The following is a 14862-nucleotide window of genomic DNA, read 5'->3' as shown; positions in this document are numbered from 1 at the left end:
TTTGTTGTTGCTCCTGTTGTTGACGCCCTGTCGACTCAGTACTCCGATTTCAGATTTCCATCCGTGATTGCCAGGAGTTCGTGCAGAAATGCCCACGAGCTCGCTGAAACCTATTTCTTTAGGAGCTTGAATAATGTTTGTACCTTCGTTCGTCTCAATTCGTACCCGGTTCGCGGTTGTGTTTGTTGCTGCGCTGCTGGTCCTGGCGTGGACTGGCTCGATGGAGGCGCAGGTTGTTGGAGGATCGATCTCTGGAACGGTGCGCGATCCTTCCGGAGCAGAACTGCCCGGCGCTAGCGTAACCTTGCGTAACATTGACACCGGCGCGCAACGAATCCTCGTGACCGATGCTGTCGGAAGATACGCGGCACCTTCCATCCCAGTTGGCAATTATCACGTACTCGCCTCCAAGGATGGCTTCCACTCGCAGGTGAAGACGGGCATCACGCTGGTTGTTGGCCAAAGCACATCTGTCGATATGGTTCTTCCGCTCGGTACAGTTCAGGAGGAGGTTGTAGTTGCCGAGCTTCCGCCGACAGTTAGTCTGACTACGCAGCAAACCTCTGGGCTTGTGGATGAGCGCCAGGTGAAAGAACTGCCGTTGAATGGCCGCAGCTACGACGAACTGGTCACTCTGAATCCTGGAGTGGTGAATTACACAGCTCAGCGAACCGGTGGAGTTGGGACTTCGAATTCCTCCGTCGGAAATATGTTCGCAGTCAGCGGTCATCGTCCACAGGAAAATATCTTCCTCTTGAACGGCATTGAATATACAGGCGCTTCGCTGATCAACGTCACGCCCGGAGGCACCAGCGGTCAGCTTCTTGGCGTAGACGGCATTCGTGAGTTCAACGTTGTGACGGACAGCTATGGCGCAGAGTATGGCAAGCGGCCTGGTGCGCAGATCAGCATTGTGACAGCTCCGGGCACGAATAAGCTTCATGGCTCTGCCTTTGAGTTTTTGCGGAACAGCGCGCTGGATGCCCGCAACTACTTTGATCACGGCTCAATTCCGAATTTCCAGAGAAACCAGTTTGGCGGGTCGCTGGGTGGACCTTTGCGCACGAACAAGCTTTTTCTCTTTGGCAACTATGAAGGATTTCGCCAGAATCTCGGACTTAGCAATGTGACGCTGGTGCCCGACAACGCAGCTCGTGCGGCGGCTGTCGCGAGTGTCCAGCCATTGCTCGCCTTGTGGCCTGTACAGAATGGTCCTGAGCTTGGTGATGGCATCGCGACGGCCTACAGCCATCCGCTGCAGAAGATTCGGGAAGACTTCGGCACCGCGCGGTTCGATCAGAATATCTCCAATGCGGATACGCTCTCTGCCGCCTACACGATAGACGACAGCTTTGCGAATACTCCCAGCGTGAATCCACTCAGCTCAGTTGTGGAAGGGCTTCGCGAGCAGGTCTTCAGCATTCAGGAGCAGCATGTGTACTCCGCCAATGTGCTGAATACCGCGCGCGTGGGGTTTTCCCGCGCAGCTTATAACTTTACTGGTACAACGTCCGTGAATGTTCCCGGCTGGGTGGTGGGGCGTCCTATCGGCGCATTGGTGATAGGTGGCGGCACGGCTCTTAATGGAGCATCCCAGATAAGCCTGGCTGGAACGAATGCGGGAAGTAATCTGACGACCGCGAGAAACCTGTTCACTCTGGATGATCACGTGTTCGTATCGCATCGGAACCACCAACTGGAAGCGGGAGTGTGGCTGCAGAGAATTCAGGCGAATGACAATCTGGCGCAGTATCAGTATGGTCAAGCTTCCTTCAGCAGCCTTGCGAATTTTCTCCAGGGCAAGGTATCGACATTCACCGTTGTTCCTGCGCCAACGGAACTTGGCTGGCGCTCGTTGGAATGGGCTGGCTTTGTTCAGGACACGGTGAAGGTTCGGCCGAACCTTGAAGTCAAGATAGGTTTCCGTTTTGAGTCGACGGATGGCTGGAACGAGGTGCAATCACGAGCGTCCAACTATCTTTTCGATTCGAAGGGAGTTATCGAGACGAATCCTCATATTGGCTCCTCGGCACTTACTGTCAACCATGCAAAGTTTCTTCCGCAGCCGCGCGTGGGGCTGGCTTGGGATCCATTCAAGCAAGGGAAGACGATTGTGCACGCAAGCTTTGGTATGTACAACGCACTTCTCGATAACCTCGACTACCGACTGGATCAGACGGCTCCATTCAACACAACGCAGTCCTTGAAGAATGTATCGGTGTCTAGCTTGAAAGTAACTCCGGGGCAGCCGCTTGGTGGTAACAGCCTGGTATCGCCAAGTGGAGTGCAGCCCGATGCGCATACGCCGACGTTTCTCTCCTATACGCTGAAGGTTGAGCAGGAGATAGCTCCAGCCACATCTTTGAGCCTTGGATATGTAGGCTCCCATGGTTACCACGAGATGCTATCGGAGGATGTGAATGAGCCTGTCCCCTCCATCCTTCCCTCAGGGCGGGTGTACTATGCGCCCGGATCGCCCCTTGCCAATCCGGCGCTGGCAAACACGACGACCTGGGTGTCGGATGGAGTTAGCTCTTACAACGGCTTGCAGGCGGATATTCACCATCGCTTTTCTGGGGGCTTCCAGTTGCGAGGCGTCTATACCTTCTCAAAGAGTCTCGATGATGGAACGGGGTGGAACAGCAGCGTTGCGGCTAATGCTCCGGGCTTTGTGATGTACCCCGCCAAGCCGAAGCTGGATTGGGGCCCCTCGACGACGGACGTGAGGCAGCTTGCTGTTGTGAATGGAAGCTATGAACTCCCTTTTGGCCGCGGCAAGGTATTTCTATCGAAGGCAGGCAGAGTAACTCAGAAGTTTGTAGCTGGATGGATGCTTAGCGGGATTGTGAGTACGCAGACAGGATTTCCGTTTACACCGCAGCTTGGCTTCAATCCCACAAACAACGGCGATAGCAGAAACCCAATACGCCCCTCCGTCAATCCTGCATTCCGAGGAAAGGTGATTCTGGGGAAGGTAAGTGGGTACTTCGATCCGAGGGCATTTGTGTTACCCGCGCCGGGTACATATGGAAATCTGTCGCGGAATACACTTACCGGGCCAGGATCTACCAATGTAGATGTGGCTTTCAGAAAGGACACGGCCGTCTCGGAGCGAGTGAGTCTGCAAGTCCGTGCGGAGGCATTCAATGTCTTCAACCACACAAATCTGAATACGCCGAATGCCGTTGTCTTCACCTCTGCTGCGGACACGCCGTCGCCTACCGCGGGAGTGATTACCTCCAGTTCAACGACTTCGCGGCAGATTCAGTTTGGAGCGAAGATCCTGTTTTAGGTGAGAGATTGCGGGGATCGCCATCGCCAAAGGATCATCTTTAGGCAGGCTGGCGAGGATGTATCCCCGCAGCATTCCTCTTTCGCTGAAGGGAAATGAGCGGTACTTGATAAGGAATTATGTGGCGCAAAACCGGGTCGAATAGAATCAACCCTGAGTTGTTGGTGCGAAAGGGGGGACTCGAACCCCCACGGGGGTTACCCGCCAGATCCTAAGTCTGGTGCGTCTGCCAATTTCGCCACTTTCGCATCTCTTGTATCTATTCATATAAAAAGCGTTTAACTTCTTTTCGTTCTTCCACTGTCTACCAGGCGCTCGACCACGCTTTGCCGATGATCTGGAGCGAGATGGGCATATCGCTTAGTCATCTGAATCGTCCGGTTACCCATTAATTGTGCCACGGTTCGCAGGTCCGCACCAGCGATCACCAATCGGCTCGCGAATGTGTGCCGATTAATGTGTGCCAGATGTACTTAATCTGTGCGTGGTCATCAGAATCGGAATATCGCAGCAGATAGACTGCGGATGATGCAAGTGCAGCCAAGTCAGCCCATCTGCCATCTGGCTTTATTCGGAATCACTTTCTCATGCCCGGCGTCGGTTGGGCCGATAGTCGAGTTTTTCGATTGGCAGCACGCGCGCCTCGGCATCTTTTCTGTTACATAAGAATGCTCATTAATAGTTCTCGAGACAGTCATGGGGCCACACCCCCAGCAGCTCGCGCTGCACCCGCTTGGTTGCTAGCGATCGATTTATCTGGTCGTAGTTTTTATACGTCGCGCCCGCCTGGAATTATCTTTTTCGGTTGACAACATCATGCGTGGCTGTGTACATACATCGACACTGCTTTGACGGTTGAATCGTGACGCCGTATCTCAAAATTTAATTCTCTTCTGATGTGGATAACTCAGAATTGTCCGACTGTAGAAACAGGCGTACTTCGGGAAAGGGCGAGGAAGCTAGTAAACACACGTGGCGGCTTGATCAGAAACGGGTCCTCAACCAACAGTCATATCTTATTTCGGAGGCTGAGTTGAAGAACACACTCTTTAGCATTCGCGTGCTTTTCTTATTTCTCGCGATAGGCGTGATAGGTGCCGCTCCTGCTTTTGCGCAATCGGATACTTCATCCCTTTCAGGGACTGTTTCAGATTCATCCGGAGCAATGGTTGCAAGTGCAAAGATTACCGTGCACAACAACGCCACCCTGATCAACAGGGAGGTCGTCAGCAATGAAACAGGCAATTTCACCATCACCAATCTAGCGCCCGGCATCTACAGCATGCACATAGAAGCTGCCGGTTTTCAGACGACTACTCTCAATGACGTGCACCTTGATCCCAACATCGGGCGCCATGTTGACATCGCGATGAAGGTTGGCAACACCACCACCTCGGTTACCGTGGAGGCGCTTGCCAACACGGTGCAGACGGAGAGCGGATCGGTCGGGCAGTTGATCACTCCGGAACAGGTGAAGAGCATCCAACTCAACGGCCGGAATCCCTTGTATCTTTCGCAGATGGAGCCAGGCGTTGTACGCACCAACCCGATGGCGTCCTTTGCCTTCGGACTTGATAACGGCATCAATGTGAACGGCGCGCGCTCGCAGGAGAGCGTAATCACGTATGATGGCGCACCGATGGTGCGCACGCGATCGAATGGCACAAGCGTAGGCGTAGCCGATGTGGATTCCACCTCGGCAGTACAAGTGCTGACCACCAGCTATCCGGCGGAGTACGGCCGTACATCAGGCGGTCAGATCCGAATGGTTCCGAAGAGCGGAACCAGCGACTTCCACGGCAGCGCCTTTGAGTATTTTCGAAACACCGCCCTTAATGCCAATACCTGGTCCCGCAATTTCGCGCATCGCAATCGGCAGGGTTTCCACTATAACCAGTTCGGATGGAATTTGAACGGTCCCGTCTACATTCCCGGCCACTTCAACAGTGACCGCAAAAAACTGTTCTTCCTCCTCGGACAGGAGTGGACACGCTACAACCACGACGATCTGTCACAGCAGAAGGTTCCGACGGAACTGATGCGTACCGGTAACTTCAGCGAGCTGCTCGGACCTAACATTTTTTACAACTCGCCCGTGCAAATTGTGAACCCGACAACAGGCGTTCCGTATCCGGGCAATATCATTCCGCCCGACCAGCTCAGTTCCAACGGCACCGGTCTACTCAGAGCTTATCCGGCACCGAATGCATCCAACAATCCAAACAACTGGATCGATTCTGCGCCCTACACAGAGAAGCAGCGTAAGGACAGCATCGTCGTCGACTTCGTTCCCGCCGATGCACATCATTTCCGCTTCAGCCTTCTGAACTATAACTACAACGATTACGAGCCGCACTTCGGCAACTTCAATACCAACCCGCGCATCTTCAAGCGGCCGAATCAGATTGCTGTGTTCCACTACACGTGGGCCGTCAATCCCACCATCGTTAACGACGCTTACGTCTCCGGTGCGGCTGACCATGTCGATATCAACATCGACACATCGTCGGGTCGTTACGACCGCACCAAATACGGCATCAACTACCCATATCTCTTCGGATCTGCTACCAAGGTAGTTCCCAATAAGATTCCGACTATTCAGCTGTCGAACTTCGGTACGCTTGACGGTGGCCCATACCCATCGCGTTCGGGCGGCATCGTTTATGACGTCGGTGATACCGTCACTAAGGTTTGGGGGAATCACACTCTCAAGGTCGGCGGATTGTGGGAGTATGCCGGAGAGAATAATTACGACCAGATCAGCGTCGATAACACGCGGCCTGGTACAACCAACAACCAGAATGGTCTCTTTGTCTTTACTGATGCGCGCGGGGGCAGCTCGGCGTCGCCCGTACCGACGTCCAAGGCAGCGGTTGCCAATGCCGCTCTTGGCCTCTTTGACACTTACGGCGAGATCGGCACGCGCTCCTACACGCTCTTCCGCGGCAATATGTTTGAGGGCTTCGCGCAGGACCAGTGGCGCGTTTCGTCAAAGCTTGTACTGGAGTATGGTACCCGCTACAGCGTCATGATGCCATATCACGCGCTATGGGGTAACCAGGCCTTCTTCAGCGAGAAGGATTACAACCCGGCTCTCGCTCCTGCCGTTAACCCCTCGACCGGCTTCATTACTGGTGGCGATCCCCTGAACGGTGTGGTCATCCCGGGCAGCGGCTTCCCAAGCTCAGCCAAGGGACACGTTCCTGACAGCATCCTGAATGGCGGCTATCAGCGTCTATTCCGCGGTTATGACAGCGGCTATTCTCCCACTGTCTACAGCAATATTCAGCCACGTTTGGGATTCGCTTATCAGGTAATGCCGGGTACTGTCTTGCGCGCCGGAGGTGGCCGCTACATTCAACGTCTCGGCATTAGCGACACGGTTCACGTTGGTGGCAATGCTCCTTTCCAGCCTGCTTCCAACGTAACTCGTGGCATCGTAGATAATCCGGGCGGCATTGGTACCAACGCTACACCACTCGCCTTTACCTCCCATGCTCATACCTATCCGAGTCCGGAGGCCTGGGGATGGAACGTGACCGCGGAACACGAGTTCCAGAATATCGGCGTCTTCACGCTTAGCTACGTGGGCCGGCGTGGATATCATCTGGAGCAACTCGCAAACGTTAACCAGCTCCGGCCCGGAACCGTGCAGGCGAACCCTGGCGTCAACCCCGATGCGCTTCGCCCATACAAGGGTTACTCCACAATTATCGAAGCAGAGAATGTGGGTGGATCGTTTTATCACTCTATGCAGGCTAACCTGAGGCGCCGCCTCACCAATGGCCTGCTCTTCGGCGTTGCTTACACCTGGTCAAAGAGCCTGGACTACGGGTCCTCCAACGGCACCAACATCATCAACGCATACGACAACAGCATTATGCATGGTCCTAGTGACTTCGATACTCGCCATGTACTTGTGGCGAACTACGTCTGGGACATTCCCTACGGAACGCATTCGACCAACGGGTTTGTCCGCAACACGCTCGGGAACTGGCAGTTCTCCGGAACGATTCAGGGGCAGTCGGGTCGCCCGCTGACGGTTTCACAGAACAACGACCGCGCAGGCGTTGGCCCCGGGTCGGGCAACCAGTTCTGGGTCGCCACGAGAAGTCCTGTTCTGTATCACCAGTTCTCAGGCGGAACAAGCTCTAAGCAGTGGTTTGAGTCCCGGGCCTTCTCGCCGGCCCCGATTGGCACCTTTGCTCCACGCGGAACCCGAGGGCTGATCTATGGCCCGGGTTTCCAGAGCTTCAGTGCTGCCCTACAAAAGGCCTTCCAAGTCATCCCAGGCCATGACAACCATCAACTCATCTTCAAGGCTGAGGCCTTCAACTACGCCAACCATCCTAACTACGATAATCCGGACATGGGTCCGACCAGCGGGACCTTCGGACGTATCACTGGAAAGGGAAATACCTACCCCTCAGAACGGCAATTCCAATTCAGCCTCCGCTATGCCTTTTAGTGGTAGCGGTCTCGTTTAATCAAAGCATTATCAATCAAGAAAATCTGAATCGCATTTTGTGCGGGCTTGCGGGATCGCTTCACACCCAGGCTTCGACATTACTCCGACCGCATTTAGCCCAACAGAATGGTCAGCTATAAATATGCGACTGAGGCCACAACTCCGCTTGTTTTTTCTTAGACCCAAATTCACTCGCCAAAGCTTTCGGCTCACCGCTCTTTATCTAACCATCGCGGGGCTTCTGCCGGCCGGCACAGCTCGTAGTCAGACGATGAAGGCTCCCGACATCACCAAGGACCATACTTTGTATGTCGTTCCATACGCGCATCTGGATACGCAATGGCGGTGGGAGTTTCCGCAGACCATCAGTGAATACCTGTTGAAGACGATGCGGGTGAACTTCGACTACATAGATCGATATCCGCACTATATCTTCAATTGGACCGGAGCGAATCGATATAGGCTGATGAAGGAATATTTCCCCGCAGACTACGCGAGGCTGCAAAAGTATGTCGCAGCCGGACGCTGGTATCCCGCGGGTTCTTCCGTCGAGGAAGGCGACGTCAATCTTCCTGGCGCAGAGGGGATCTTTCGTCAGATTCTTTATGGCAATGAGTATTTTAGAAAGGAATTCGGCAAAGCGAGCGCTGAGTATATGCTGCCCGACTGTTTCGGCTTTCCCGCATCGCTACCCAGCATTCTCGCGCACGCAGGCGTGAAGGGATTTTCGACTCAGAAGCTCAATGCGCAATGGCAACCGGCGCCGAAGATTGGCGGGCCGGGCTCACCCGAAGACACTCCGGAAGGCATCCCTTTCAATGTGGGGATGTGGCTCGGCCTTGATGGAAAAGGAGTGATCGCCGCGCTCAATCCTGGCGGTTACGGCAGCAACGTATACACAGATATCAGCAAGGAGCCTACGGCGGCTTCGGTATCGGGGCCGCAATTGACCAGCGAGGAACGCGCGCGCCTTACACCGCAGCAGGCCGTTGCGGTTGCAAGACAGAGGCCGCAGGAACAGAACTGGGTCAAGCGTGTCGACCTGAACGGAAAAGTCACTGGCATCTTTGCTGACTATCACTATGTGGGTACGGGCGATATTGGGGGCGCTACACAAGAGTCCACAGTGAAGCTACTTGAAGCCATTGTGACGAAGAGCGAGACCGTGTTGCCGTTGCCGCCACGAACCCCTTTCGCAATGGGCGAAACCCCGGCAGCTCAGGTCAGTGGCGCCGAGGTAAGAGTAGGTGAGGGGCCAGTGCACGTTGTAGAATCCGCTGCTGACCAGATTTTCAACGACATAACCCCGGCGATGTCCTCGCGGCTGCCGCAGTACAAGGGCGACCTCGAGCTCATCAACCATTCCGCCGGCTCGTTGACGTCGCAGGCGTATCACAAGCGCTGGGTTCTGAAAAACGAACTTCTCGCCGATGCAGCAGAGAAGGCGTCTATCGCAGCTATGTGGATGGGAGGACGAACGTACCCTCAGCAACGGCTCAATGATGCCTGGATGCTGGCGCTGGCAGGGCATTTTCACGATACCGGAGCTGGAACCGCGACCCCACGGTCATATCAGTTTGCCTGGAACGACGACATTATCGCAGCGAATCAGTTTGCGGGTATTTTAACGAACGCCAGCGAGGCGGTAGCTTCAGGACTCGACACTGAGGTTAGCGGCGTCCCTATCATTGTCTTTAATCCGCTCAACGTCGCTCGTGAAGATGTAGTAGAAGCTAACGTCGACTTTCCGGGTGACGCGCCGAAGGTCGTCCAGGTAATGGATGCGGAAGGGAAAGAAGTGCCGTCTCAGGTTGAAAATGGCAAGGTACTTTTCGTAGCGAAAGCACCTTCGGTCGGTTATGCAGTCTACAACGTTCTACCTGGACGCACATCTAACTCAAGTTCAGAGCTGAAAGTAACGTATTCCTCACTTGAGAATGCTCGATACCTCGTAAAGCTGAACACGAGCGGTGATGTCGCCAGCATCTACGACAAGTCCTTGAACAAGGAGTTGCTCGCAGCTCCAATCCGGCTAGCCATCTCGAATGACAACCCCAAGGTTTATCCGGCGTGGAATATGGACTTCGATCAGGAGCAGGCCGCTCCGCGTGCTTACATCGGCGGTGCTGCTCGCATTCGGATCAGAGAGAACGGCCCTGTTCGCGTCTCTCTCGAAGTCACACGCGAGACCGAAGGTTCCAAGTTTGTTCAGACGGTAAGCCTTTCGGCAGGGGACGGCGGCAATCGCGTAGAGTTCGGCAACGCAATCGACTGGAAGACCCTATCGGCCAATCTCAAAGCAACGTTTCTGCTAAGTGCTTCTAATGAAGATGCGACTTACAACTGGGATATCGGAACCATACAGCGGCCTAATGCCAACGAGCGCCAGTTCGAGGTTGCATCTCACCGCTGGATCGATCTCTCTGACAAGAGCGGCAGCTTCGGAACAACGATCCTGACGGATTGCAAGAACGGGTCCGACAAGCCGAATGACAACACTCTGCACCTAACCCTTATTCGGTCGCCGGGAATTCAGCCACCTGCCAACGGACGTCCGTCGGGATACAGCGATCAAGCCAACCAGGATTGGGGCCACCACGAGTTTGTGTTTGGGCTGACCGGGCATCCCGGGGATTGGCGCGCCGCCCAGACGGATTGGCAGGCTTACCGGCTGAGCGATCCGTTGATCGCTTTTCAGACGGCAAAGCACAATGGCTCGTTGGGCAAGAGCTTCTCTCTCTTCCATATGAACAACTCGCGCATCCGTGTGCTCGCTCTGAAGAAAGCGGAAGGAAGTGACGAGGTCATTCTCAGGATGGTAGAACTCGACGGCCAACCAGTGCCGGATGTGAGGGTCTCTTTTGCGGGCCCTATCGCTGCCGCACGCGAAGTAAACGCTCAGGAGCAACCCGTTGGGACCGCCGACGTAAGCGACGGTGTGCTCATGACGTCGTTTACTCCATATCAGCCGCGAACCTTTGCGCTCCGCCTCGGTGCGCCAGCCACGAAGCTCAGTCCTGTGAAGTCGCAACCGGTGACGCTTCACTACGATCTCGCCGTCGCGAGTAATGACGACACCAAAACTTCAGGTGGCTTCGATAGCACAGGCAAAGCTCTGCCAGCGGAGATGCTGCCATCAAAGATCCAATACCACGACGTGGAGTTTGAGCTCGCGCCCGCTAAAACAGGCAGCCCGAATGCCGTGATTGCAAAAGGCCAGACAATCACACTGCCCGAAGGACGGTATAACCGTATCTATATCCTTGCCGCATCGGCAGAGGGAGATCAGAACGCGACATTCCAGGTTGGCGGTGCAAAGGTTGATTTAAAGATTCAGGATTGGACCGGATTTATCGGTCAATGGGATACGCGGCTTTGGAAGAACAAGCAGGAGCGTGACTGGGCTATCTCAGCGAACCACGCGGTCTGGCCACCGGCCGATCTGCAGCAGCGCGAGCAACGCCCCGTCTCTCCTCGCTACCCCGAAGACTACATCGGCCTTCAGGCGGGGTACGTAAAACGGGCAAGCCTTGCATGGTACGCCTCACACCAGCACACCGCCGATGGCCTTAACCAGCCATATCAATACTCCTATTTGTTTGCCTATCCAATAGATGTATCCGGTAGTGCGAGAATACTGAGGTTACCTCACAATGAGAAGATTCGTATCCTTGCCATTTCGGCTGTAGATGAGAACCCAACACTTACTCCGGCACAACCTCTATATGACACGCTGAACAGTTCGGTGAATGTTCCCAGGGAATCGGCACGTTAATTCCTCCCAGCAGTGGCCCGAATGCTCTGCCATCCCATATTCGATTGTGTTCGCTGCTGGCCTTGTTCGAACGATGGGTCATTAGGACGCGATCGAAATGGTCATTGGCGTTTGACACCTCGCGCCATTCAGACGAATCAATTCATTTTGTGAAGATGTTATGGTCCTCATCGTACTTCTGCTCCGACTTTTGAGCTTTCTCCGCAGCTTCGTTGGCGATACGCTCCACCCCTTTGTTCGTTGGCGGTTCGGGATTTTTGGCCTGATCTTGCTTCGGCTTTTCTGGGATGTTCGCTGGATTATTCATTGTTCCCCTCTTCTCGTTTTCTTCAATTGTCCTTGTAATAGATAGATGCGATTTGTTTCTTTGAAGTTAACTGAGAACTGAGACAGTCGATCTGCATGTCAAAGGTGGTTCAAACGCGGGCACGCGAACCCGAGGTAAGCTGCCCACGCATATCTGTGGTAAGCGAAATACCGCGTTGCGAGTTGCAGCAAATGAAATAATCCGCGCTGTGGCTCCCTCAAATCAGCCTGGATGCGCGAGCGCTTGCCGGACGTCCTCGGGCCGGATCGGCAGATGACGAAGGCGCGCGCCTGAAGCCGCGAAGATTGCATTGGCAATTGCTGGCGCAATCACTGCTGTCGCCGGTTCTCCCAGCCCCACGGGCGCTTCTGTGCTTGGGATAAACTCAATCTCCACGTCGGGCACATTGCCCATGCGGAGCAGGGTATAAGTGTTCAGGTTTAAATCTTTCGGCTGGCCCATCACGAACTCGGATCCCTCGTACAAGGCCATGCTCAATCCCCATAATGCGCAGCCCTCTACCTGGGCCGCGGCGCCATCGGGATGAATGATCGTGCCAGCGTCAACAACAAGGGTCAGTTTCTCTACAGTGACTTGGCCGCTGGTGCGATCGACCCGTACGCGAGCAACACAGGCGCACCAGGTGGGCATGTCGCGTTCCTGTCCAAAGCTGGAAGCAATCCCAAGTCCCACGTCAGCGGGCATTACGGTGCCCCAGCCTGCCTTTTGCGCGACACGGGCAATCACTGCCGCTTGCCGTTTCGCTCCTCCGACGGAGTTCGGTGCTGACCCGGCATTGCGGCCGGCACCGTCAAGAAGACGCAACCGGAATGCAACGGGATCAATACCGATTGCATGAGCCGCTTCGTCCATGAAGCTTTCCAGAGCCCAGTAGAGCCATCCTCCTCCCACCGAGCGCAGCCACCCAGGGCGAAATGTACGCTGCGCGAGATCGTTCTGTATTGCACGAACCCGTTGAGCGCCCACCGTGTACCAATGATCGGCACCGTGGATTGCGAACGGATCGAACGGAGCGCCATGAGCGTCCTTCATCAGGAACGCCGGAGCCATTGTGGCTGTAGGCCAACCCGCAGCAGCCTGATGATCCATTGCGATCACCTGGCCGCCATCCGCAAAGCCCATACGAAGGACCTGGACCGATGGAGATCGCGGACAGTCGAAGCGCATGTCGTCCTCTCGCGTACAGATCATTTTGACCGGCTTGCCGACCGCCTTGGCAGCGAGCGCGGCCGGCACCGCGTAATCACCGTCAAGCCGACGACCGAATCCGCCACCAAGCAAATAGCTGCGCATCACAATCTTGTCCTGGCTGCGGCCCAGCGCCTTGGCCAGCACTGGCAGGATCAGAGTTTGCCATTGATTTCCGGTATGGATTTCGAAGATGCCATCTTTCTCAAATGCCAGTGCGTTGACTGGCTCCAGCGCATAGTGCATTACGGTGCCTGCAGTGTAGGTTCGCTCGATCTTCTGCTTCGCGGAGGCGAGAGCCGCATCGACGCCTGGATCATCGACGACCAGGGAGCCTCCCTTTGGGTCTGCGATCAGTTGTTCCGCGCGTTGCTGCAAATCCCGCTCGGAGACGTGAGCCGCCTCGCCTGAGCTCCACTTCACCTTTACAAGATCTGCTGCACGAATGGCTGCGGGGAAGTTGTGCGCGTACACCATGACCCAGCCAGGCACCGTGCCCGAAGGGTCGTCCAGAGCGATGCTGCGAATGTATCCGGGCTGGTTCTTTGCTGCTGAATCGTCAATCGAGATGACTTTGGAGTCGTACCGCGTGGGCGGTATTTTGGGACGTCCATAAATCATGCCGTCGACGGCGGCATCAATTCCATAGAGACCTTTACCGTCGGTTTTTGACGCAATATCAAGCGCCAAAGTATCCCTCCCGATCAAGCGTCGATCTCGCGGCGCTTTGAGCGGGATTTCTTTGAGCTGCTCGGGCGTATAAGTGCGCCGTAAATTACCGCGCACAATGATGTCACCATAAGAAATTGATCTTCCACCGGCATGCACGGCTCCAAGGCGAGCCGTACAACTCTGCGGGCTGGCGCCAAGCAGTCTTGCGCCTTCTTCAATCAGAGCCATGCGGCCAGCGGCGCCTGCACGGCTGAATACCGGAAAAGTCTGCCATACGGACCAACTGCCTCCCGTGACCATTTCTCCCCATTTCGGATCGGAGTCGACCGTCACCACGCGAACCTTGCCCCAGTCGGCTTCCAACTCGTCGGCCAGGATGCGAGCGCATGCAGTGCCGATATGCTGACCCATCTCGGCGCGGATTACGTTGACCGTCACGTCTCCGGCAGGGCTGATGCCATACCAGATAGTCGGTTCAAACAGTTCCCCGGCGCTGCTCGCCTCAGGAGCACCTGAGGCCATGGATTCCAAGGCGTCCACGCCGGACCGAGCGTACCCCAGCACGACACCAGCTCCCGCCATGGTAATCAGAAAGCTGCGGCGCGACAGCAGATGAGCGCGGCTCTTGTCGGGTGCCGATGAACTGTTCAAGTGGCGCTCCCTTCCCGCATCCTCGACGCTGCCAGCTTTATCGCCTTGCGTATCCGGATGTACGTCATGCATCGACAGAGGCTTCCAGCCATCACCGCGTTGATGTCCTGGTCGGTGGGATCTGGATAGTCCTTCAGCAGTGTGGCCGCCTGCATGATCTGTCCCGACTGGCAATAGCCGCATTGAGGAACCTGCAACTCGATCCAGGCAAGCTGTAGCGGATGTTTTCCTTCGGGATGGAGGCCCTCGATCGTCGTTACATCAGCGCCAGCGATGGAACCGACAGACGTAATGCAGGATCGAGTGGCACGTCCCTCGACGTGTACGGTGCATGCGCCACAGTAGCCGATACCACAGCCAAATTTGGTTCCTGTGAGACCGAGTTCATCTCGGATTACCCAAAGCAACGGCACATCATCCGGACTGTGCACCGAAACCGTGCGGCCATTGAGATTGAACGTGGTCATGATTGCAGCGCTCCTCTCCCG

At 55.4% G+C, this 14862-nt stretch carries 6 protein-coding genes and 1 tRNA gene; 3 read left to right on the top strand and 4 right to left on the bottom strand.

Going from position 1 to position 14862, the window contains the following annotated elements:
• The first annotated feature begins 133 nt into the window (after nucleotides 1-133).
• On the top strand, nucleotides 134-3292 hold the full coding sequence (locus VM554_12630) for a carboxypeptidase-like regulatory domain-containing protein (protein HVJ09219.1): 3159 nt from the start codon (nucleotides 134-136) through the stop codon (nucleotides 3290-3292).
• Nucleotides 3293-3454: 162 nt separating this feature from the next.
• Here the strand turns inward: VM554_12630 and VM554_12625 are convergent.
• A tRNA-Leu gene (locus tag VM554_12625) sits at nucleotides 3455-3540 on the bottom strand.
• 650 nt (nucleotides 3541-4190) lie between these two features.
• Between VM554_12625 and VM554_12620 the strand changes: the two genes are divergently transcribed.
• Nucleotides 4191-7760, top strand: coding sequence for a TonB-dependent receptor (locus VM554_12620; GenBank protein ID HVJ09218.1), 3570 nt, complete (start codon nucleotides 4191-4193; stop codon nucleotides 7758-7760).
• Nucleotides 7761-8031: 271 nt separating this feature from the next.
• A complete protein-coding gene (locus VM554_12615) occupies nucleotides 8032-11535 on the top strand; it encodes a glycoside hydrolase family 38 C-terminal domain-containing protein (protein ID HVJ09217.1) in 3504 nt (1167 codons plus the stop codon).
• A 142-nt stretch (nucleotides 11536-11677) separates the two neighbouring features.
• On the opposite strand, the gene VM554_12610 is transcribed toward VM554_12615, so the two are convergent.
• The 3 genes from VM554_12610 to VM554_12600 all read right to left on the bottom strand — a co-directional run bounded on the left by VM554_12610 (nucleotide 11678) and on the right by VM554_12600 (nucleotide 14841).
• Entirely contained in the window at nucleotides 11678-11842 is a 165-nt protein-coding gene (locus tag VM554_12610; protein ID HVJ09216.1) for a hypothetical protein, read from the bottom strand.
• A gap of 222 nt (nucleotides 11843-12064) precedes the next feature.
• The gene (locus VM554_12605; protein HVJ09215.1) at nucleotides 12065-14374 is read right to left on the bottom strand and encodes a molybdopterin cofactor-binding domain-containing protein; all 2310 of its coding nucleotides are present in this window, start codon (nucleotides 14372-14374) and stop codon (nucleotides 12065-12067) included.
• Nucleotides 14371-14841, bottom strand: coding sequence for a (2Fe-2S)-binding protein (locus VM554_12600; protein HVJ09214.1), 471 nt, complete (start codon nucleotides 14839-14841; stop codon nucleotides 14371-14373). Before VM554_12600 ends, VM554_12605 begins: the two co-directional genes overlap by 4 nt.
• Nucleotides 14842-14862: the final 21 nt, after the last annotated feature.

It is taken from the genome of Acidisarcina sp. (genome assembly GCA_035539175.1).
GTDB lineage: Bacteria > Acidobacteriota > Terriglobia > Terriglobales > Acidobacteriaceae > JANXZS01.
Note: the sequence above shows the minus strand (reverse complement) of the source record. Positions and strands in the feature narration are given on the sequence as shown.

What these genes read in the sequence shown, in the direction of transcription:
- VM554_12630 (HVJ09219.1), top strand. Translation starts at nt 134, where the DNA reads ATGTTTGTACCTTCGTTCGTCTCAATTCGTACCCGGTTCGCGGTTGTG.
- VM554_12615 (HVJ09217.1), top strand. Translation starts at nt 8,032, where the DNA reads ATGAAGGCTCCCGACATCACCAAGGACCATACTTTGTATGTCGTTCCA.
- VM554_12610 (HVJ09216.1), bottom strand. Translation starts at nt 11,842, where the DNA reads ATGAATAATCCAGCGAACATCCCAGAAAAGCCGAAGCAAGATCAGGCC.
- VM554_12600 (HVJ09214.1), bottom strand. Translation starts at nt 14,841, where the DNA reads ATGACCACGTTCAATCTCAATGGCCGCACGGTTTCGGTGCACAGTCCG.